We start from the raw sequence: 19664 nt of genomic DNA, 5'->3' as shown, positions 1-19664 counted from the left end.
GTGTCGAGCTCCCGGTCTGTCTCCATCCCGTCCCCACGCCGCGTCGCCGCATCGGTGCTCGCGCTGACCGTCGGGGCGGCCCTTCTCGCCGGCTGCGACTCGAAAGAGCCGGAGACGCCGCTGACCTCGCTGGTCGTCGGATCGTCGTCGGTGCCCGACGGGTTCACCGTGGTCCCGGCGAATGTCGAGGATCTCATCAGCGCCAATCGTTCGACGCTGGAGCAGGCCGCCTCGGTGGCCTTCACACCGCCCGAATGCGCGCCCACCGCCGATGCGAAGTTCAACCCGGCGCTCACCACCGACAACACCGTGCTGCTGGTCGCGCAGTCCGACAGCGCGACGCTCTCCGAGGTGGTGAGCACCGTGCGGCGCGACATCGACGCCGATCGCCGGGTGAGCACCGGGGTCTGCCGGGTGGTGACCGCCGTACCGTCGACCGGGACGCTGGCCGGGGCCCGGATCGTCACCACCTCGACCGAGCTGTCGTCGCCGACCGGCAAGGCCGTCGAGCAGGCGCTGGTGGTCCGGCAGGACACGGTCACCACGCTGGCCGCCGGCGGCGGGGTGCGCACCCGCAGCTCGCTGCTCTCGAACGTGCTGGTGCGACGGCCCTCCGGCGAGGTCGTGACGGTACAGCTGAACGTCGGCAGCTCCGGTGACCAGGTGACGCAGGCCCAGTCCGGCCCGATCAGCCCGCCGATCCCGGAATCCGAGTACACCCGGCTGGTGCAGCAGGCCGTCGACAGCGCCGCCCGGTGACGGCCGCGCCTGTGAGATCTCCCACAGCGTGCGGGATCGGCCGGGCCGGTCCGCGCACCGCTTCGCGCCCGGGGCGCTCGACGACGCTACTGACGAGTTCGGAGTTTTCCCAGTACGCGCGTACTTTTTAGCGAGCTTGCTAATCCGGCGCACCCCAAAATCTTCGCAGAATTTGCACAACGCGGCAAAAACCTAGCCTCGGTTTGCATCTCGCATGGTCTGGACCTGCACGTTTGTCCTGTGGCACTCTGTGTCGTGGCAACGCCTCGAGGTGTCATCCGATTCGCAAATCGGGAGACCCCGGAATCATCAAGCACTGCCGGACGGCAGTGAAGTAGAAAGCGAAGGCTTATGAGCAACGTCGGACAGCCCCGTACCGCCGCGGAGATCCAGCAGGACTGGGACACCAACCCCCGCTGGAAGGGCATCAAGCGCGACTACACCGCCGAGCAGGTCGCTGAGCTCCAGGGCAACGTCCTCGAGGACCACACCCTCGCTCGCCGCGGCGCCGAGATCCTCTGGGACGGCGTCACCAAGGGCGACGGTTCGTACATCAACGCCCTGGGCGCCCTGACCGGCAACATGGCCGTTCAGCAGGTCCGCGCGGGCCTGAAGGCCATCTACCTGTCGGGCTGGCAGGTCGCCGGTGACGCGAACCTCTCGGGCCACACCTACCCGGACCAGTCGCTGTACCCGGCCAACTCGGTGCCGGCCGTCGTGCGCCGCATCAACAACGCCATGCTGCGCGCCGACGAGATCGCCCGCGTCGAGGGTGACACCTCGGTCGACAACTGGGTCGTGCCGATCGTCGCCGACGGTGAGGCCGGCTTCGGTGGCGCGCTCAACGTCTACGAGCTGCAGAAGGCCATGATCGCCGCGGGTGCCGCCGGTACCCACTGGGAGGATCAGCTGGCCTCGGAGAAGAAGTGCGGCCACCTCGGTGGCAAGGTGCTGATCCCCACCCAGCAGCACATCCGCACCCTGACCTCGGCTCGCCTGGCCGCCGACGTCGCCAACACCCCGACGGTCGTCATCGCCCGCACCGACGCCGAGGCCGCCACGCTGCTGACCTCGGACGTCGACGAGCGTGACCGCCCGTTCCTGGACGGCACCCGCACCAGCGAGGGCTTCTACGGCATCAAGAACGGTGTGGAGCCCTGCATCGCTCGCGCCAAGGCCTACGCGCCGTACGCCGACCTGATCTGGATGGAGACCGGCAAGCCCGACCTGGAGCTCGCGAAGAAGTTCGCCGAGGCCGTCAAGGCCGAGTTCCCGGACCAGCTGCTGGCCTACAACTGCTCGCCGTCGTTCAACTGGAAGCAGCACCTGGACGACGACACCATCGCCAAGTTCCAGAACGAGCTGGGCGCCATGGGCTTCACCTTCCAGTTCATCACCCTGGCCGGCTTCCACGCCCTCAACTACTCGATGTTCGACCTGGCTTACGGCTACGCCCGCAACCAGATGTCGGCCTACGTCGACCTGCAGGAGCGCGAGTTCGCTGCCGAGGAGCGCGGCTACACCGCCACCAAGCACCAGCGCGAGGTCGGCGCCGGCTACTTCGACAAGATCGCCACCACGGTCGATCCGAACACCTCCACCGCGGCCCTGAAGGGCTCGACCGAAGAGGGCCAGTTCCACTAGGAACCCGCTCTCCTCGATAGAGGCGAAGCAATGACGATCCCGGGGCAGGCAGGGAGTGATCCTCGCCCGCCCCGGGATCGTCGTATCTGACGACCCCTTTCCCGCGCTCGCGTCGACCTAGGAGCTCACGACATGGCCAGCCAGCCCAGCGCGCCGATCTCGCGCGTCGGCATCGTCGGTGCCGGACAGATGGGTGCCGGAATCGCCGAGGTCTGCGCCCGCGCGGGCACCGACGTCCTGGTCTACGAGGCGACGCGCGAGCGGGTCGCGGCCGGTCGTGCACGGGTGCGCGAATCGCTCGCCGGCGCGGTCTCCTCCGGACGGCTCACCGAGCGGGAACGCGAACAGGCCGCCTGGCGCCTGCGTTTCACCGACAGCCTGGACGAGTTCGCCGATCGGCAGCTCGTGGTCGAGGCGGTCGTCGAGGACGAGGCGGTCAAGACCGAGCTCTTCGGACGGCTCGACGCGGTGGTCGCCGATCCGGAGGCGGTGCTCGCGTCCAACACGTCCTCCATCCCGATCACCCGGCTGGGCCTGGCTACGCGCCGTGCGGGCCGCGTGGTCGGCATGCACTTCTTCCATCCGGTGGCCGCGTTGCCGCTCGTCGAACTCGTCACCACCGCCGCGACGGACGACGCCGTGTCCGATCGCGCCGAGGCATTCGCGAGCGACGTGCTCGGCAAGCAGGTGGTCCGCTCCGCCGATCGCTCCGGTTTCGTGGTCAACGCCCTGCTGATCCCGTATCTGCTCTCCGGCATCCGGATGGTGGAGAGCGGTTTCGCCAGCGTCGAGGACATCGACAAGGCGATGGTCCTCGGCTGCGCGCACCCGATGGGTCCGCTCAAGCTCGCCGATCTGATCGGCCTCGACACGGTCAAGGCGATCGCCGACCGGATGTACGAGGAATTCGACGAGCCGCTCTATTCGCCGCCGGGACTGCTGCTGACGATGGTCGGCGACGGCCGCGTCGGCAAGAAATCCGGACGCGGTTTCTACACCTACGGCTGAGCGCCTTCCGGCCGTGTGTCGCCCGAAGTGGGGGCTCTGGCAAGCGGAACGACAGTGTGTCACTCTCCCGAACGGGTGAAATGGGCCACAGCTGCTAGCAGATTGCTAGCTTTTGCTAGCACTTGGCGGCATACTAGTGGTGTCGAACAGATCCGAATACGAGTCCTGTGGAACCGCCGCAGGGGGCGAACGGATAGAACGTAAGGAGTTGCCATGAGCACCGCTGAGCGCACCCTCCCGACCCCCGTCTACGCCGTCGTGGGCGCGGGCGACGTCGTCGTCCAGGAGGCCAAGGAAGCGTACGACCGTCTGCGGAACCGCGCGGAGACCGCCCAGACCCGTCTGGTCGAGACCCGTACCCGTCTCGCCGAGCTGCCGACCGAGATCAACGTCGAGGAGATCCGCGCCAAGCTGACCGTCGACGAGTTCAAGACCAAGAGCGAAGAGCTCCGCACCAAGGTCAACAAGGATGAGCTGCTCAAGGTGGCCCAGCCGTACATCGAGACCGCCACCGGCCTCTACAACAACCTCGCCGAGCGCGGCGAGGGCGCCGTGGAGCGTCTGCGCACCCAGCCCGTGGTCCAGGAGAACCTGGAGCGCGTCGGGAAGGTGTACAACGAGGCCGTCGACCTGACCGAGGACGCCCTGGGCGCCGTGTCGCACCAGACCCGCCTCGTCGGTGAGCGTGCCGCCACTCTCGCCGGCCTGGCCGCTGAGAAGGTCGAAGACGCCGCCGTGGAGATCGAAGAGGCCGGCAGCAAGGTCAAGGCCGAGGCCAAGACCGCCGCTCAGAAGATCGACGGCGCCGCCGGCACCGTCGAGGCCAAGGGCCGCACCGCCAAGGCGTCGCCCGCCAAGCGGATCGCCGCCGCCGAGGCTCCGGCCAAGCCGGCCGCCAAGAAGGCTCCGGCCCGCAAGGCTCCGGCCAAGGCCGCGCCGAAGACCGCTCAGTGATCCGGCTCGCCTGACTCGGGCGAGACCTCACCGGCCATCCGGCCCCCGTACCGCGCAGGTACGGGGGCCGGATTCGTCGTGTGGTCTCGACGTCGCGGGTCCGGGGGTCAGGCACGCTCCGGCGGGAACAGACCGGCGCCGCCGAATGCCGCGCGGTGTGAGACCGGGACCGAGCCGTCGTCGTTCACGATGCCGTATTCGGCGCCGAGCTCGGCGGTGACCAGGGTGTGCCCGCTGCGGTCGGCCAGCCGCGGATCGGTGCTCAGGCGGTCGATCACCCGGCCGATGAAGGCGGGGTCCTCCGCCTGCGCGATCGGGAAGCCCGCGAATTCGGTGATCCCCGCCGACAGCAGCAGCTCGGTGCGGACCAGGCCGGGCCAGAGCGACACCGCCCGGACACCGGTGCCGCGCAATTCGTGCGCCATGTCGTAGGCCATCTTGTCGAGGGCGGCCTTGCTCATCCCGTACAGCACGGAGTGCAGGTGCCCGCGGGTGCCGAACGACGAGATCGAGGCGATCAGTCCCGAACCCCGCGGCACCATCAGCCGCGCCGCGTACACCGAGGCGACGTAGTGCGCGCGCAGACCCACCGTGATCAGGGAATCCCAGTCGCTGAGCGGCCGTTCGTAGAACTTCTCGGTGAATCCGGCGAAGCCGCGCGGCGCGGCCCACGCGCTGTTCACCAGCAGGTCGAGGCGGCCCGCGGTCGTGGAGATCCGCTCGAAGACGGCGGCCACCGCGTCGTCGTCGGTGTGATCGCAGACGATGTTGGTCGTGCCGTCCGGGCCGGTGCCGTGCCGGGAGGTGCCGAAGACCCGCCAGCCGGCGTCGCGCAGCGCGGTCGCGACCCCCTTGCCGACCCCGCGGCTGGCACCGGTGACCAGCGCGACGCGGGCGCTCACGCCGGCTCCGCGCCGGGGAGCGGTGGGAGGGCCGGGGGAGCGGCGGTGAACCGGGCGGGCGAGCCGCCGGCTCCGACGATCCCCGCCACGCCGCCCCAGATCAGCATGGTCAGCTCGTCGATCAGCCGGTCCGCGTCGACCGGTGACGTGTCGAGCCAGCGGCCGACCGTGACCTCCACGCCGCCGACCATGGCCAGTGCCCAGGTGCCGGCTCCGGCGGTCTCGGCCTGCCGGACGGTGAGCCGGGTGCGCAGCGTCGACTCGATCGCGTCGGCGAAGATCCGCTGCGCCGAGGCGATCGTCGTGCCGGTGCCCGCGTTGGACGCCGTGCAGTAGCGATACAGGTTCGGTTCGGCGGAGATGATGTGCACGTAGACGGCGATCACCGTGCGGACCAGCTCGTAGTCGCCGAGGTCCTCGGTCAGGGCTTCGCTCAGCCGGGGCAGCATCCGGGACTGGATGAAGGTGTCGGCGACGGCGCCGGACAGGTCGCTCTTGTCGCTGAAATAGCGGTAGAGCACCGTCTTGGAGACCCCGATGTGTCCGGCGATCTCGTCCATGCCCGCCTCCGGGCCCAGGTCCCGGATGGCCGTCATGGTGCCGGCGATCAACTCCGACCGGCGCTCCTCCTTGTGCCGGGCCCAGCGCTGTTTGCGGCCGTCGGAGGCGACGGCGTCGACGGCGGGGCCGAGAAGCCGCTGCTCCAGCTCGCGAGTCAAGGTCGCCGCCGCGGTGACGGCGGCGCGGGCGGCGTGCGCGGGCCGGGGCGGGTTAGACATCGGCGCGGAAGGTCGGGGCGCGGCGGGATCGGCCGCGGTGGGATGGGGTACGCATCACCTGGCAACGGTAGTCGGTCGTGGGCGACACTGGACTGATGTCGACCAGCCTGACCTCTCCGCCGCCTGCCGGTGCGCTCCCGGCGGGGTTCGCCGAACCCGACGCCGAGCGGGTGCGCAGCCTTCGCCGGATGAAGTTGCTCGCGCTCTCGCTGCTGGCGCTGGCCGCGGTGATCTACCTGATCATGCGGTGGCTGGAGCATCGCGACGGACAGGACGTGGCGGCGTGGGTGGGCTACGTGCGGGCCGCCTCCGAGGCCGGCATGGTGGGTGCGCTGGCCGACTGGTTCGCGGTGACCGCGCTGTTCCGCAGGCCGCTCGGCCTGCCGATCCCGCACACCGCGCTGATCCCGCGCAAGAAGGACGACATCGGCGAGCAACTCGGCGGCTTCATCGAAGAGAACTTCATGACCCCGCAGGTGATCGAGCAGCGCGCCCTGAGCCTGGATCTGCCGGGCCGGGTGTCCGGGTGGCTCGCCGATCCGGCGAACAACGGCCGGATCAACGACGAGGCCTCGCGCACCCTCGCACTGGTCTCGGAGATGCTGCGCGACGAGGACATCGAGCAGTTCATCCAGGCGGTCATCACCTGGGCCGCAGAACCGGTCTGGGCGCCGCCGGCGGGCCGTATCCTGGAACAGCTGGTCGACGAGGACCGGCTCGAACCGGTGATCCAGCTGCTGTGCGACCGCGCCCACGACTGGGCGCTGGGCAGCCAGGGCGTGATCGACCGGGTGATCGACAAGGACGGGCCGTCGTGGGCGCCGAAATTCGTGAACAACCTGGTCGGCGACAAGATCTACCGCGAATTGACCGAGTTCACCTACAAGGTGCGGGCCGATCCCGAGCACGAGCTGCGGCGCGCGATCCGGGAGTTCGTCCGGCAGTTCGCCGACGACCTGCAGCACGACGACGCGATGATCGCGCGCTTCGAGCAGCTGAAGGAGGAACTGCTCGGCCGCGATGAGGTGACCGACGCGGCGTCGACCGCGTGGCAGGCCGCCAAGGGAGTGATCGAGCAGATGCTCGACGACCCGAACTCCACGCTGCGCACGTCCCTGTCCGACGCGGTGATCCGGCTGGGGGTCCGGATCCGCGACGACCAGCCGCTGCAAGACAAGATGAACCTGTGGGTGGCGCGCTCGGCACGACACGTCGCGGTCAACTACTCCGCGGAGATCATCTCGGTGATCACCGACACCGTCCGCGGATGGGACGCCGAGGAGACCAGCCGCAAGATCGAACTTCAGGTGGGCCGGGACCTGCAATTCATCCGGATCAACGGCACCGTCGTCGGCTCGCTCGCCGGGCTGGCGATCTACACGGTGTCGGTGCTGCTGTTCCATTGATCTCACTCGCGGGACCCGCCGGGCGCGCGCTTGCACTTGTTAGCACCGGTTCGGGATACTGGAACCCGAGAGGATGGCACCGGTGAGCAGCAGCGAGAACAGCAACGATGCGGGGCGGCAGAACGAGGCGGGACGGCAGACGGACGCGTCCGAGGAGGCGCCGCTCACGGTGGACGCGATGACGGCCGCCGCCCAGGACGCGGTGGCGACCGCCGCGCAGGACATCGGCGCCTTCATCCGCACCCAGCGGATGGCCGCCAAGGTCTCGCTGCGGCAGCTCGCCGATCGCGCCGGGGTCAGCAACCCGTATCTCTCGCAGATCGAGCGCGGGCTGCGCAAGCCGTCGGCCGACGTGCTGGCCCAGATCGCCAAGGGTCTGCGGGTCTCCGCCGAGGTGCTCTACGTTCGCGCCGGCATCCTGGAGGAGCGCCCGGCCAGTCCGGTGCGCGACGCCCTGCTGGTCGACACGTCGATCAACGAGCGGCAGAAGCAGATGCTGCTGGAGATCTACGACTCGTTCCGCAACGAGAACGCCGCGCAGGCCGCCGCCGAGGACGCCGCGATCGCCGAGACGGCCGCCGGGCCGGAGGCGGCCGGGATCGTCGTCGATCAGGCCCGCCGGTCGGGCTGAGAACACGCGCGTACCGCACGCCGCTAGAGTGGAAACCGTGACTGCTGGGAACGTTGTGCTCTGGATCATCAAGGTGATCCTGTACGCCATCTCCGCGCTGACCCTGCTCGGTGGTCTGGCCGCCTTGGTTCATGCGATCGGCACCCGTCCGGACGCGTTCCCGGCCGTCGACACCAAGAGCAAGGGCTTCTGGGTGATCGTGCTCGCGCTGTCGACCCTGGTCTGCACGCTGATCGGTGCGGCCGCGCTGCAGGTGTCCTTCCTCGGCATCTTCTATCTGGCCGGAGTGATCGCGATCTGCGTGTACCTCGCCGATGTCCGTCCGCGGACCGACGAGATCCAGGGCAAGTCGTGGTTCCGGAAGGCCGCATGAGCGGCGGGCGGGGCCGGTGACCGAATACCGCGTCGCCGAGCTCGCCGAGGTCTCGGGGGTCAGTGTCCGCAACATCCGCGTCTACCAGGACCGCGGTCTGTTGCCGCCGCCCGAGGTCCGCGGCCGCACCGGCTGGTACTCCGAAGAACACCTGGTCCGGCTCAATCTGATCTCCCGCCTCTTGGAGCGCGGCTACACCTTCGCGACGATAAGCGAGTTGCTGATCGCGGCCAGTCACGGCATGAAGGTGGAGCATGTGCTGCGCGACAAGCCGCGCTCGGGACGCTTCCGGAGCTTCCGGCGGGCCGCCACCATCACCATCACCGAGGTGCGCCGCACGCTGGGGGGCAGTGACCGTGCCATCGGCCTGAGCCAGAAACTCGGGCTCCTGGTCAAGGACGGCACCAACTTCGCGGTCCGCAACCCCGAACTGCTCGAAGGCGCCGAGGTGCTGGTCAAGGGCGGTATCGACGTCGACGTCCTGTTCGATCGCTGGTTGCGCGTGGAATCGGACCTGGCCGACGTGGCCGCCAGCTTCGTGTCGATCATCACCGACAAGTACTTCGACGAGAATCTGCCGAATCTGAGCGAGAAGTCGGTGTCCGAACTCGCCGAACTGATCCAGACGGTCCGGCCGATGGCGCACGAGATCGTCGAGACGGCCTTCAGCAAGGCGCTCGATGTGGAGATCTCCCGCGCCATCGGTGAGGCGAACAAGTATTTCGACGACGGGAGCAACGGTGGGCAGGGCTGACGGCTGGATTCCTTCGCCGTGGGGAAAGCGGGCGCTGCAGGCCGGTGCGGTGGGTGCCGGGCTGGTGGCCGCCGACATGGGCCTCGCCGTCGGCGGGATCCTCCGCGCGGCCACGACGTTCCCCTTGCCGATCGACGACGGGCCCGACCCCGCGCTGACCGACCCCCGGCATCTGATGCGATCGGGTGTCGTGTCGACGCCCGACGGGACGCTGCTGCACGTGGAGACCTCGCTGGATCTGGAGGATCACCCCGCTGACGAGGTGCTGGTCCTGGTCCACGGCTGGACGTGCAGCACGCGCTTCTGGAACGCACAGGTGAACCACATCGGCACGTCCCGGCCGGTGATCGCCTTCGATCACCGCGGCCACGGGCTCTCCGAGATGGGCAACAAGAAACTGGGCATCGAGACGCTCGGCCAGGATCTGCAGGCGGTGCTGGCCGCGACGCTGCCGCCGGGTAAGCGGGCCGTCCTGGTGGGGCACAGCATGGGCGGCATGACGATCATGTCGTGGGCCGGTCAGTTCGGCGAGACGATGCACGAGCGGGTCGCGGCCGTCGTCCTCGCCTCCACCGCCGCGCGCGGCGTCGTGGAACACCAGCGGCTCACTCCCGACTCGGTGCGCACCCTCACCCGTCCGGTCAACCCGCTCGTCGGACGGACCTTCCTCTCCACTCCCGTGCCGCTGCCGTCGAACCGATTGACCAGCCGCTTCACCCACTACCTGGCGCTGGGGCCCAAGGCGCGCGCCGCGCACGTCGATTTCAGCGACGAGCTGATCTCGCGGACCTCCCCGGTCTCCCGCGCGGCGTGGGGCGCCGCGATGTACGGCCTCAACGTGATCGCCGGCCTGGAGGCGATCAGCGTGCCGACCGCCGTGGTGGTGGGCTCCGAGGACCGCCTCACGCCGCCGCTGCACGCCGACTTCCTCGCCAAGGCGCTGGACCGCAACGGCGTCCTCCTCACCTACGACACCTACCCGGAGGCCGGTCACATGGTGCCGATCGAGCGTTCCCTGGAGTTCAACCAGCTGCTCGACGACGTCCTCGCCGTTCTCTGACCGGCGTTTCGCGCGACGGTCGGACCGCGCCCGCGACACCCCGATCTCCATCTGTCGCGGATCTTGTCGACCGCCGATAGACGTCGCGCATCCCGTCGGATCTGTCGGCGCGTCCGCGACGGATTTCCGCCGCCGGCAGGATCGGCCCTCGATCCAGGCCCGGCTCACCCGGTTTCGGCGACGCTGCTCCGCTCGAACCTGCTCGACGCCTCGCTCCAGGCTTGACAGTGCTGACTCGGGGTCGAGGCAGCACCGTTCAGTCCAGGGAGCAGCCGACGAAGACCGGTTCCGGGTGCAGGGCCACGCCGAAGGCGTCGCGCACGCCGTCGCGGACGGTCCGGGCCAGCGCGATCAGGTCGGCGGTGCGCGCCTCCCCGCGGTTGGTGAGGGCCAGGGTGTGCTTGGTGGAGAGCCGCACGGGGGCGTCGTCGCCGGGGAAGCCGCGGGTGAAGCCCGCGCGCTCGATCAGCCAGCCCGCGGAGAGCTTCACGCCGCCGTCGGCCGGGAACTGCGGGACCCGGACGTCGGCGCCGAGGCGGTCGGCGATACGGCCCAGGACGGCGGGCAGCGCGTCGTCGCCGACGATCGGGTTGGTGAAGAAGCTGCCCGCGCTCCACGTGTCGTGGTCGGCGGCGTCGAGCACCATGCCCTTGCTCGCGCGCAGGGCCAGGACGTGCTCGCGGACCCGCGCGGCCGGTGCGGCCGAACCCTCGTCGACGCCGAGCGCCCCGGCCAGTTCGCGGTAGCGGATCGGCGCGGAGACGGCGCCGTCGTTCAGCCGGAACGAGACGGCCAGCACCACATGGCCGTCGCGGCCCTTGAGCCGGCTGGTGCGGTAGCCGAGTTCCAGCCACGACGGCGCCACCCACGACACGTCGCCGGTCGAGCGGTCGAGTACCGCTGCGCCGCGCAGCATGTCGGCCACCTCGACGCCGTACGCGCCCACGTTCTGCACCGGGGTGGTGCCGGCCGCGCCCGGGATGCCGGACAGGCATTCCAGCCCGCCGAAACCCGCCTCGACGGTGGCGGCGACCAGCGCGTCCCAGTCGGTGCCAGCCGCGGCGGTGACGTGGGCGCCGTCGTCGTCCCGGCCGAACTCGATGTCCGACGACGCCACGAGCACCGCGGTGCCCGCGAACCCGTCGTCGCCGATCACCAGGTTCGATCCGCCGCCGATCAGCAGCACGGGTTCCCCGGCACGGTCGCACTCGGTCACCGCGGCGACCAGCTCGTCGGTGCTCTCCGCGCGGCGCAGCGACCGGGCGGGGCCGCCCAGACGCAGGGTGGTGAACTCGGCGAGACGCGGGCCGGGAGGTTGCGGAGTGCTCACCGCAGTAACGGTAGCCTCTAGGCCATGGCGAGCAACTTCGAGTATTCGGTCAGCTACCCGTTCGGTGTCGCCGAGCTGTGGGCGCTGATCAGCACCGAGCAGTACTGGCACGACCTGATCGAGCGCACCAACTCCGAGCTGGGCAGCGTGCAGTCGTTCCTCCTGGACGAGAACAAGGTGACCGTCACCACCAAGCAGGGTGTGGCCCCCGCCGAACTCCCGTCGGTGGTCACCGCGATCCTGCCGGGCGGCGTCGAGATCCCGCGCACCATCGACTTCGTGCTGGCCGGCGATCAGCTGATCGGCCAGATGGAGGCCTCGGTGTCCGGCCAGCCCGCCAAGATCCACGGCGACGTGATGGTGATGGGCGCCCCGGCGACCGCCACCTACGACGGCTCGTGCGCGGTCTCCATCCCCTTCGTCGGCGGCAAGATCGAGAAGGCCATCATCGACCAGCTACGCCACCTGCTCGACGCCGAGCGCGACGCCACCCTCGAGATCGCGGAGAAGTAGATTTCGCTCCCGATCCGGCGCTCGTTAGGCTGATCTTTCATGGCACGACGTCTCAGTTATTCGGCGCGCTTCGAGTTCCCCGCCGAGAAGCTCCACCAGGCGCAGATGGAACGGCAGTATTGGCAGGATCTGGTCGACGGATTCCGCATGCTGACCCCGGTCTCCGAGATCGACGAGTTCACCGTCGGTGACGACGGTATGCGCGTGGTGCTCAAGCAGGCCATCCCGCGGGAGATGATGCCGCAGCTCGCGCAGACCGTGGTGCGCGGCGACATGATGATCACCCGGGTCGAGACGCTCGGGTCGTACTCGGCGGAGAGCACGCCGGGCACCTACACCGCGTCGATCCCGGCCGGACCCGGTTCGCTCAAGGGCGAGCAGGTCCTGTTCGACACCGCCACCGGCTGCACGCTGCGCAAGACCACCGAGGTGAAGGTGTTCATCCCGTTCATCAACGGGAAGCTGGAGCAGATGATGCTGATAAACCTGGTCGACCTGTTCCGCGCGGAGGCCGAGTACGCGCAGTCGTGGGTGGCGAAGAACCTCGTCTGACCGTCTCGCCCCGTCCGGCCGGATCACCCGCGGCACGACGAACCTGAACCGGCTCCGCCGTGTCGACCGGTGGATCGTCGCCGATCCGCGCATCCGGGCCGTGCTCGACGACGCCGCGGCGCCGCTCGCCGTCGACCTCGGCTACGGCGCCCGCCCGGACACCGCCCTCGAACTCGCCGCGCGCCTGCGCGCGGTGGTCCCCGATCTGCGACTGGTCGGACTCGAGATCGACCCCGAGCGGATCGCGCCGCCCGCGGAGGGGGTGCGGTTCGCCCTCGGCGGCTTCGAACTCGCGGGACTGCGCCCGCACCTGGTCCGCGCGTTCAACGTGCTGCGCCAGTACGACGAGGACGAAGTGCCCGCGGCCTGGGCGCAGATCCTCGCCGGGCTCGCGCCCGGTGGCTTCCTGGTGGAAGGCACCTGCGACGAGATCGGCCGTCGCGCCTGCTGGCTGCTGCTCGACGCCACCGGGCCGCTGGAGCTGACGCTCGCCTGGGATCCCGCGCACACCGCGCGCCCGTCCGATCTGGCACCGCGGCTCCCGAAGGCCCTGATCCACCGCAACGTACCCGGCGAACCCGTGCACGACCTGCTGGTCGCCGCCGACCGCTGCTGGGACCGCGCTGCCGGGCACGAGCCCTTCGGGCCGCGGGCCCGCTGGCGCGCCGCACTGGAACTGCTCCGCGACGAGGGCGTCCCGATCCGCGTACGACGTGGCCGGAGCATCGACAACGTCTTGACCGTGCCCTGGTCGGCCGTTCGTCCGAACGGCTGACGCGCTGGTCAGAGCGCTACTATGCCGCACATGACTGATTCGCCGGGCTCCGCCCGCCGGCCGGAAGACTTCGACACCACCGCGATCGTCGGTGAGGACGAGGCCACCGCCCACGTCGGTATGGAGCAGCACGTACCGACGCAGATCGCTCCGATCGCGCCGACGCCCGCCCTGCCCCTCCCACCGGAGACCCCGGGGGGTACGGCGCCGTACGCCTACGGTGCGGACCCGCGCACCTCCGGCGACTACGCCTACACGCAGGCCGGCTATCCGGTCGGCGGGGGTGCCGGGCCGTACTCCGATCCGGGTTACGGCGGGTATCCGGCGACGCCCGGTCCCGGCTACTACGGTCCGCCCGCGGGCCGGCCGTCGCGGACCCCGCAGGTTCTGCTCGTCGTGCTGATCGTGCTCCTGCTGGTGGCCGGTGGCGTACTGGTCTGGGTGTGGTCGTCGTCGCACGACGACGCCACCCGGGCCGCGGGTCAGACGCGGACCACGCAGACCGCGACCACCACTCTCACCACGACCGCCCCTCCCGCCGCGCCCGGGCAACAGCTGGCCGACCTCGCCGCCGGCGACCGCGGCTCCCTCGGCTCGGGCCGCTGGTCGGCGCAGCTGAGTGCCAAGAAGCCCGGATTGAACGCCGAGAACCGGATCTGGGACGACGCGTCGATCCTCGACGAGCACCAGCGGCTCCGGAATCGCTTCCCCCAGGTCAAGCTGCTGAACAGCAGTGACTGGCCGGTGTTCAGCTACAGCGGCTGGTGGGTCACCGTGATGGACGGCGGGTTCGTCACCCCGGAGGCGGCCAACGCGTGGTGCCGCGGCAACGGCTTCGATCCGGACCACTGTTTCGCCAAGCTGGTGTCCGTGTCCGGAACTCCCGAGGGGACTACGCGATACTGGAACTGACTCACCGGCGACAGGCAAGGAGGCGGCCGTGCGGATCGCGCTCGCGCAATGCAATTCGGGAACCGACCCGGACGCCAACCTCGACCTGCTGGAACGGCTGACCGAACGGGCCGTCGCCGACGGCGCCGAACTGGTGATCTTCCCCGAGGCGATGATGTGCCGGTTCGGGGTGCCGCTCGGCGACGTCGCGCAACCGCTGGACGGGCCCTGGGCCGGCGGAGTCGCCCGGGTGGCCGAGCGCACGGGCGCCGCCGTGATCGCCGGCATGTTCACCCCGTCCGGCGACGGCCGGGTGCGCAACACACTGGTGATCGCGGTGCCCGGCGAGCCGGTGCGCGGCTACCACAAGATCCACCTGTACGACGCCTTCGGATTCGCCGAGTCGCGGACCGTCGCCCCCGGCGACGAACCGGTGGTGGTCGACGTCGCCGGACACCGCGTCGGCGTCGCCACCTGCTACGACATCCGCTTCCCTGCGCTGTTCGTCGAACTGGCCCGGAGGGGCGCCGAACTCATCGCGGTCCCGGCGTCGTGGGGTGCCGGACCGGGGAAGCTCGAGCAGTGGCAGCTGTTGGCGTCGGCGCGGGCCCTCGACTGTGCCACCTACGTGGCGGCCGTCGGGCAGGCACTACCCGACGATCCGGGCCTGCGCGAGTCGGCGGCGCCCACCGGGATAGGTCATAGCCGAATCTCAGATCCGTTCGGTAGCGTGATCGCCGATTACGGTGCGCAACAGCAACTGAGCGTTCACGACCTAGACCTGTCCGTCGTCGAGAAGGCGCGTGCCGCGTCGGCCGTCCTGGCCAACCAGCGCGTCATCCCGACGGACCCGACCGAGTAGAGGCACATGACCGAGCCCACCGACCCCGCCAAGCCGACCGAGCCCGACGCCCAGGATCGTCCGCCGGCCGAGCCGGCGTCCGAGAGCCCGGCCGATCCGGCCGCGACCACCGGCCCGGTCGACGTCACCGCCCTGCCCACCGACCACGTGCCCGTCGCGCCGAAGCACGCCACGCAGGAGCCCGCCGTGTCGGAGCCCGAGGCGCGCCCGGCGACCCGGCCGGTCACCGCCGAGTACCCCGCCCCCGGCGACTCCGGTGTCTTCGCGGCCCCTCCGGCCGATCCGGCGAGCGCCCCGGCGTCGTCCGGTTCGACGACCGGTACCACGCCGGTGGTACGCACCAAGCGCCGCCTGTGGCGTACCGTCACCCTCTCCGTGGTCGCGGTGCTCCTGCTGGTCGTGATCAGCGGGGTCGGCACCGAGCTGTACCTGCGGCACCGCGTGCAGAGCTGCCTGGAGAACGCGTTCAAGGACATGACCGGGACGTCGACCGACGTCTCGATGCCGCGCGGATCGATGCTGCTGGCCTGGATGCGCGGCGAGGTCGCCTGGGTGCAGGTGGACACCAACGACTCCGGCAACGGCTCCGCGATGCGGCTGCACGCCCGCGCGACGGACGTCAGCAGCAACGGTAAGACCGTCCGCACCCTGCGCGGCACCGCGTACGTCCCGTATTCGCGGGTGAAGGCGATGGCCGATGAGGGCGGGAGCGCGGGCGGCGCACCCACCATCGACTCGGTCACCGGCAGCGCCGCCGACCGCTCGATGACCATCGACTCCAACGTCCCGGTGGCCTTCCTCTCGGTACCGGCCACCGTGGTCCTGCTGCCGACCAAGACCACCGACGGCAAGGTCGAGTTCCAGGTCAAGGAGGCCAAGGCGTTCGGGATCGGAGTGCCGAACGACTTCGCGCAGGACCTCGTCGATCAGACCACCCAGGCGATGCTCGGCCCGCTCTTCCAGGAGATCCAGGTCAACGAGCTCACCGTCAGCGACCAGGGCATCGAATTCGGGTTCTCCGGCGACGACGTCAACCTGCAGGCCGCGTCGGCCAGCACCTCCGGCGGCGGAGGCAAGTGCACGTAGCGCTGCCGGCGTAGGTACTCAGCTCGTTGAGCCGTCCGAGTCAGGGGTGCGTTTCGACTCGATCTCGCCTTGCGGCTCGATCGGCTCAACGGGCGGTACGTAGCTCGTTGAGCCGGACGGGCCCCCCGGGGCCCGGCCGAGTCGAAACGACCTTCCGCGGGCAGGGGTGCGTTTCGACTTGATCTCGCCTTGCGGCTCGATCGGCTCAACGGGCTAGTGGGGCCGGGAACGGTTCGACGAGCTTCCACAGTCGGGGCTGTGTTTCGGCACGGTCTGTGCCTTGCGGCTTGACCTGTTCAACCGGCTGAGGGGGCCGCTTCAGCAGCTCGTTGAGCCGGACGGGCCCCCGGGGCCCGGCCGAGTCGAAACGACTTTCGGCGGGCAGGGGTGCGTTTCGACTCGATCTCGCCTTGCGGCTCGATCGGCTCAACCGGCTAGTGGGCCGGAGCGGCTCAACGGGCTAGTGGGGCCGGAGCGGTTCAACAGGCTAGTGGGGCCGGGGCGGTTCAACGGGATGGATGCGGGCCTGGCCAGGTGGTTCGCAACGGTCGACGAGGTGGGCTTCGGGGTCAGGCGAAGACGACGGTCTTGCGGCCGTGGACCAGGACGCGGTCCTCGAGGTGCCAGCGCACGCCGCGGGACAGGACCAGCGTCTCGATGTCGCGGCCCTGCCGGACCATGTCGGCCGGCGTCTGCTCGTGACTGATCCGGCCCACGTCCTGCTCGATGATCGGGCCCGCGTCGAGGTCGGCGGTGACGTAGTGGCAAGTCGCGCCGATCAGCTTCACACCGCGGTCGAAGGCCTGATGATAGGGGCGCGCACCGATGAAGCTGGGCAGGAAGCTGTGGTGGATGTTGATCGCCCGCCCGGCCCACGCCTCGCACAGCCAGGCGGGCAGGATCTGCATGAAGCGAGCGAGCACCACCGCGTCCGGGTCGTGCGCGTCGACCAGTTCACGCACCTGCTCGAAGGCGGCGGTCTTGCCCTCGGGGTCCCCGGCCGGGAACGGCACGTGGTGGAAGGGCACGCCGAAGCGCGTCGTCAGTGACTCCAGGTCGCGGTGGTTGCCGATCACGGCGCGGATGCGCGCGGGCAGTTCACCGCGTTCGGCACGGGAGAGCAGATCGGTGAGGCAGTGGCTGTCGCGGCTCACCAGCAGCACCACCGACTTGGGTTCCCCGGTGTCGGTCACGTTCCACTCGGTCTCCGGGCCCAGTCCGGCGGCGACCGCGGCGAAGCGAGCGCGGATCTCGTCGACCGTGAAACCGACCGACGACGCCCGGATCGCCTGCCGGGTGAAGAACCAGCCCGAGGTCTGGTCGGAATGGTAGGCGGCTTCGGTGATCCAGCCGCCGATCCCGGCGAGGAATCCGGAGATGGTGGCGACGATGCCGGTGCGGTCGGGGCAGCCCAGGGTCAACACGAAGCTGCGGTTGTCATCGGTGGGGGAGGCGGTCACCCGAACCAGTGTGCCAAGCTCGTTGTCGTGATTGAAACCAACCTGCGCCGCAGCCAGGTCGCGGCCCTCGTCGACCACACCCTGCTCAAACCGGAGGCGACCCGCGCCGACGCCGAGGCGGCGGTCGCCGACGCGGCCCGGCTCGGCGTCTACGCGGTGTGCCTGTCGCCGTCGATGCTTCCGATCGACACCGGTGCGCAGCGGACCTGCGTGGTGGCCGGCTTCCCGTCCGGCAAGCATCACTCGCTGGTCAAGGCCGCCGAGGCGCGGCTGGCGGTGGATTCCGGTGCCGACGAGATCGACATGGTGATCGACATCGGCGCGGCCGTCGACGGCCGGTTCGACGAGGTCTTCGCCGACGTGGTGACCGTCCGTGAGGGGGCCGGGGACGCGGTGCTGAAGGTGATCGTCGAGTCGGCGGTGCTGCTCGACCGGATCGGCCCGGACGGGCTGGCGCAGGTATGCCGCCGCGCCGTCGAGGGCGGCGCCGACTTCGTCAAGACCTCCACCGGACTCCATCCGGCCGGTGGGGCGAGTGTGGAGGCGGTGCGGGTGATGCGCGCGGCCGTCGGCGACGGGATCGGTGTCAAGGCCAGCGGCGGCATCCGCGACGCCGCGTTCGCCGCCGAACTGATCGCCGCCGGGGCGAACCGGCTGGGTCTCTCCGGCACCGAAGCGGTCCTCGCCGGTTTCCCGGAATAGCGCTGGGCCCGCGTCGATGCAGTGGGTGACGGGAATCGTCTTCGTGGTGGCGCTGGCCGTCACGGCGCTCGCGGTGACCGACGACCGGGCGCCCACCGCCGACCACCCGCGCGTGGGGCGCCGCGGTCTCGGCTGGATGTACTGGCCGGCCTGGCTCGCGTTCGCGGTGTGCGTCGCGGTGATCGGCGTGCGTGGGGGCAGCACGGTCGGGGGTGTCGTGGCAGCGGTCGCGGTGCTGGCCGGGGCCGTGGTGGTCGGCGCGATCTGGACCGATCTGGTCGTGATCCCCGGTCCGCGAGGCGGCCGCCGGATCGGGCCGTGGGCGGCGACGCGCGGCGGCCGCGAGTGGTGGACGCGAGGTTCGTTCGGCTCCACCGATCTCTACGGTGGCGGCCAGGAGGACGACTGGCGGCGAGTGAATCGCGCGGACCCGCCGGATCGGCACGACGGCTGAGGTGCGTCGACGCGCGGTCGAAGAGGCGCCGGTCGAGCAGCCTCGAAGCCGCCTTCTCCGGGGCGCACCGGCCTGGGCGCCGGTCAGTCGTCCAGCCGGAGGTGGCCGAGGACCAGTGCCAACTTGTGGCGGCCCCGGGCGCACCGGCTCTTGACGGTGCCCGGCGCGACGCCGAGGAGCGCCGCGGTCTCCTCGATGGAACGGCCCTGCAGATCGACCGCGATGATCGCCTCCCGTTGGCCGGCAGGCAGGACGTCGAGCGCGCGGCCGATGGCGAGTTGCAGATCGATGCTCTCGGTGAAGTCCTCCGGGGCGATGTGCGGTGCGGCGCAGTCGAACTCGGGGAGCGGGACGCCGTCGTGGCACTTGCGGCGCCGCAGGCGGTCGAGACACGAGTTGACGACGACGCGGTGCATCCACACCAGCACCGATGAGTCGCACCGGAACGAGCCCGCGGTCCGGACGATGCTGACCAGCGCGTCCTGCAGGGCGTCCTCGGCATCGTCGGGGTCCTGCGCGGTGCGCAGCGCGATCGACCAGAGGTAGCGCTTGTGCCGTTCGTAGAGTTCGCCGAACGCCCCGCCGTCGCCACGCGCCCCCGCATGCAACAGTTCCGCGTCACTGACCTCTTCGATGATCCCCCGAGTCATGCGAGTGACTGTAAGCGTTCACCGACCGGCTATTCCAGGGATTGTCGGACGCTGTGGATAGCCGCTCCGACCTGTGGATATGCGCATTGACAAGGGTGGGGTGACAGCAGTAGTCATCG

At 70.1% G+C, this 19664-nt stretch carries 22 protein-coding genes; 17 read left to right on the top strand and 5 right to left on the bottom strand.

Translation table 11 applies throughout. The annotated features are described in order from the left end of the window. From MYK68_RS18815 to MYK68_RS18800, 4 genes are all read left to right on the top strand, one after another. Positions 1 to 759, top strand: coding sequence for a hypothetical protein (locus MYK68_RS18815; protein WP_247865260.1), 759 nt, complete (start codon positions 1 to 3; stop codon positions 757 to 759). A 351-nt stretch (positions 760 to 1110) separates the two neighbouring features. Beyond that, entirely contained in the window at positions 1111 to 2403 is a 1293-nt protein-coding gene (aceA, locus tag MYK68_RS18810; protein ID WP_247865259.1) for an isocitrate lyase, read from the top strand. Between the two features lie 132 nt (positions 2404 to 2535). Beyond that, positions 2536 to 3411 (top strand): 3-hydroxybutyryl-CoA dehydrogenase, encoded by an 876-nt coding sequence (locus tag MYK68_RS18805; protein WP_247865258.1) that lies wholly within the window; start codon positions 2536 to 2538, stop codon positions 3409 to 3411. 213 nt (positions 3412 to 3624) lie between these two features. Continuing rightward, positions 3625 to 4365, top strand: coding sequence for a heparin-binding hemagglutinin (locus MYK68_RS18800; protein ID WP_247865257.1), 741 nt, complete (start codon positions 3625 to 3627; stop codon positions 4363 to 4365). Between the two features lie 107 nt (positions 4366 to 4472). Here the strand turns inward: MYK68_RS18800 and MYK68_RS18795 are convergent, their stop codons facing one another. Together MYK68_RS18795 and MYK68_RS18790 are read right to left on the bottom strand one after the other, a co-directional pair. Further along, entirely contained in the window at positions 4473 to 5267 is a 795-nt protein-coding gene (locus MYK68_RS18795; protein ID WP_247865256.1) for an SDR family NAD(P)-dependent oxidoreductase, read from the bottom strand. Next, entirely contained in the window at positions 5264 to 6046 is a 783-nt protein-coding gene (locus MYK68_RS18790; protein WP_247865255.1) for a TetR/AcrR family transcriptional regulator, read from the bottom strand. The genes MYK68_RS18795 and MYK68_RS18790 overlap by 4 nt, the downstream gene beginning before the upstream one ends. Before the next feature lie 95 nt (positions 6047 to 6141). Between MYK68_RS18790 and MYK68_RS18785 the strand changes: the two genes are divergently transcribed. The 5 genes from MYK68_RS18785 (at position 6142) to MYK68_RS18765 (ending at position 10270) form a co-directional block, all read left to right on the top strand. Beyond that, positions 6142 to 7452, top strand: coding sequence for a DUF445 domain-containing protein (locus MYK68_RS18785; RefSeq protein WP_371307230.1), 1311 nt, complete (start codon positions 6142 to 6144; stop codon positions 7450 to 7452). A 169-nt stretch (positions 7453 to 7621) separates the two neighbouring features. Further along, complete coding sequence (locus MYK68_RS18780; protein WP_371307628.1) at positions 7622 to 8083, top strand: helix-turn-helix domain-containing protein; 462 nt, start codon at positions 7622 to 7624, stop codon at positions 8081 to 8083. A 37-nt stretch (positions 8084 to 8120) separates the two neighbouring features. Then, on the top strand, positions 8121 to 8456 hold the full coding sequence (locus MYK68_RS18775; protein WP_247865254.1) for a DUF2516 family protein: 336 nt from the start codon (positions 8121 to 8123) through the stop codon (positions 8454 to 8456). Positions 8457 to 8472: 16 nt separating this feature from the next. After that, positions 8473 to 9210: a MerR family transcriptional regulator gene (locus tag MYK68_RS18770; RefSeq protein ID WP_247865253.1), complete on the top strand. Its 738-nt coding sequence runs from the start codon at positions 8473 to 8475 to the stop codon at positions 9208 to 9210. Beyond that, positions 9197 to 10270, top strand: coding sequence for an alpha/beta fold hydrolase (locus tag MYK68_RS18765; protein ID WP_247865252.1), 1074 nt, complete (start codon positions 9197 to 9199; stop codon positions 10268 to 10270). The genes MYK68_RS18770 and MYK68_RS18765 overlap by 14 nt, the downstream gene beginning before the upstream one ends. Positions 10271 to 10526: 256 nt before the next feature. Here MYK68_RS18765 and MYK68_RS18760 read toward each other — a convergent pair whose 3' ends face one another. Then, positions 10527 to 11600, bottom strand: coding sequence for a UDP-N-acetylmuramate dehydrogenase (locus MYK68_RS18760; RefSeq protein ID WP_247865251.1), 1074 nt, complete (start codon positions 11598 to 11600; stop codon positions 10527 to 10529). 24 nt (positions 11601 to 11624) lie between these two features. On the opposite strand from MYK68_RS18760, the gene MYK68_RS18755 reads away from it, so the two are divergent. Genes MYK68_RS18755 through MYK68_RS18730 form a run of 6 tightly spaced genes read left to right on the top strand, consistent with a single transcriptional unit; the run spans position 11625 to position 16279 of the window. Further along, complete coding sequence (locus MYK68_RS18755; RefSeq protein ID WP_247865250.1) at positions 11625 to 12113, top strand: DUF2505 domain-containing protein; 489 nt, start codon at positions 11625 to 11627, stop codon at positions 12111 to 12113. Positions 12114 to 12152: 39 nt separating this feature from the next. After that, entirely contained in the window at positions 12153 to 12665 is a 513-nt protein-coding gene (locus MYK68_RS18750) for a DUF2505 domain-containing protein (protein ID WP_247865249.1), read from the top strand. Between the two features lie 22 nt (positions 12666 to 12687). Next, positions 12688 to 13440 (top strand): class I SAM-dependent methyltransferase, encoded by a 753-nt coding sequence (locus tag MYK68_RS18745; protein ID WP_247868105.1) that lies wholly within the window; start codon positions 12688 to 12690, stop codon positions 13438 to 13440. 30 nt (positions 13441 to 13470) lie between these two features. After that, positions 13471 to 14352: a hypothetical protein gene (locus tag MYK68_RS18740; protein ID WP_247865248.1), complete on the top strand. Its 882-nt coding sequence runs from the start codon at positions 13471 to 13473 to the stop codon at positions 14350 to 14352. Between the two features lie 28 nt (positions 14353 to 14380). Further along, entirely contained in the window at positions 14381 to 15193 is an 813-nt protein-coding gene (locus tag MYK68_RS18735) for a carbon-nitrogen hydrolase family protein (protein ID WP_247865247.1), read from the top strand. 6 nt (positions 15194 to 15199) lie between these two features. Next, complete coding sequence (locus tag MYK68_RS18730) at positions 15200 to 16279, top strand: LmeA family phospholipid-binding protein (protein WP_247865246.1); 1080 nt, start codon at positions 15200 to 15202, stop codon at positions 16277 to 16279. A gap of 569 nt (positions 16280 to 16848) precedes the next feature. On the opposite strand, the gene purU is transcribed toward MYK68_RS18730, so the two are convergent. Then, the gene (gene purU / locus MYK68_RS18725; RefSeq protein WP_247865245.1) at positions 16849 to 17739 is read right to left on the bottom strand and encodes a formyltetrahydrofolate deformylase; all 891 of its coding nucleotides are present in this window, start codon (positions 17737 to 17739) and stop codon (positions 16849 to 16851) included. 27 nt (positions 17740 to 17766) lie between these two features. On the opposite strand from purU, the gene deoC reads away from it, so the two are divergent. Next, on the top strand, positions 17767 to 18441 hold the full coding sequence (gene deoC, locus MYK68_RS18720) for a deoxyribose-phosphate aldolase (RefSeq protein WP_247865244.1): 675 nt from the start codon (positions 17767 to 17769) through the stop codon (positions 18439 to 18441). Between the two features lie 25 nt (positions 18442 to 18466). Then, positions 18467 to 18895 carry a hypothetical protein gene (locus MYK68_RS18715; protein ID WP_247865243.1) on the top strand — a complete coding sequence of 143 codons (429 nt, stop codon included), beginning with the start codon at positions 18467 to 18469 and terminating at the stop codon, positions 18893 to 18895. 83 nt (positions 18896 to 18978) lie between these two features. Here the strand turns inward: MYK68_RS18715 and sigM are convergent, their stop codons facing one another. Beyond that, positions 18979 to 19545, bottom strand: a complete 567-nt coding sequence (sigM, locus tag MYK68_RS18710; protein ID WP_247865242.1) for an RNA polymerase sigma factor SigM — start codon at positions 19543 to 19545, stop codon at positions 18979 to 18981. Between the last annotated feature and the right edge of the window lie 119 nt (positions 19546 to 19664).

Origin of the sequence: Gordonia sp. PP30 (assembly GCF_023100845.1) — a bacterium.
Classification (GTDB): Bacteria; Actinomycetota; Actinomycetes; order Mycobacteriales; family Mycobacteriaceae; genus Gordonia.
Note: the sequence above shows the minus strand (reverse complement) of the source record. Positions and strands in the feature narration are given on the sequence as shown.

Excerpts from the sequence above, each read along its gene's own strand:
- aceA (WP_247865259.1), top strand. The coding sequence starts at position 1,111 with ATGAGCAACGTCGGACAGCCCCGTACCGCCGCGGAGATCCAGCAGGAC.
- MYK68_RS18805 (WP_247865258.1), top strand. The coding sequence starts at position 2,536 with ATGGCCAGCCAGCCCAGCGCGCCGATCTCGCGCGTCGGCATCGTCGGT.
- MYK68_RS18800 (WP_247865257.1), top strand. The coding sequence starts at position 3,625 with ATGAGCACCGCTGAGCGCACCCTCCCGACCCCCGTCTACGCCGTCGTG.
- MYK68_RS18790 (WP_247865255.1), bottom strand. The coding sequence starts at position 6,046 with ATGTCTAACCCGCCCCGGCCCGCGCACGCCGCCCGCGCCGCCGTCACC.
- MYK68_RS18785 (WP_371307230.1), top strand. The coding sequence starts at position 6,142 with ATGTCGACCAGCCTGACCTCTCCGCCGCCTGCCGGTGCGCTCCCGGCG.
- MYK68_RS18755 (WP_247865250.1), top strand. The coding sequence starts at position 11,625 with ATGGCGAGCAACTTCGAGTATTCGGTCAGCTACCCGTTCGGTGTCGCC.
- MYK68_RS18750 (WP_247865249.1), top strand. The coding sequence starts at position 12,153 with ATGGCACGACGTCTCAGTTATTCGGCGCGCTTCGAGTTCCCCGCCGAG.
- MYK68_RS18740 (WP_247865248.1), top strand. The coding sequence starts at position 13,471 with ATGACTGATTCGCCGGGCTCCGCCCGCCGGCCGGAAGACTTCGACACC.
- MYK68_RS18730 (WP_247865246.1), top strand. The coding sequence starts at position 15,200 with ATGACCGAGCCCACCGACCCCGCCAAGCCGACCGAGCCCGACGCCCAG.
- sigM (WP_247865242.1), bottom strand. The coding sequence starts at position 19,545 with ATGACTCGGGGGATCATCGAAGAGGTCAGTGACGCGGAACTGTTGCAT.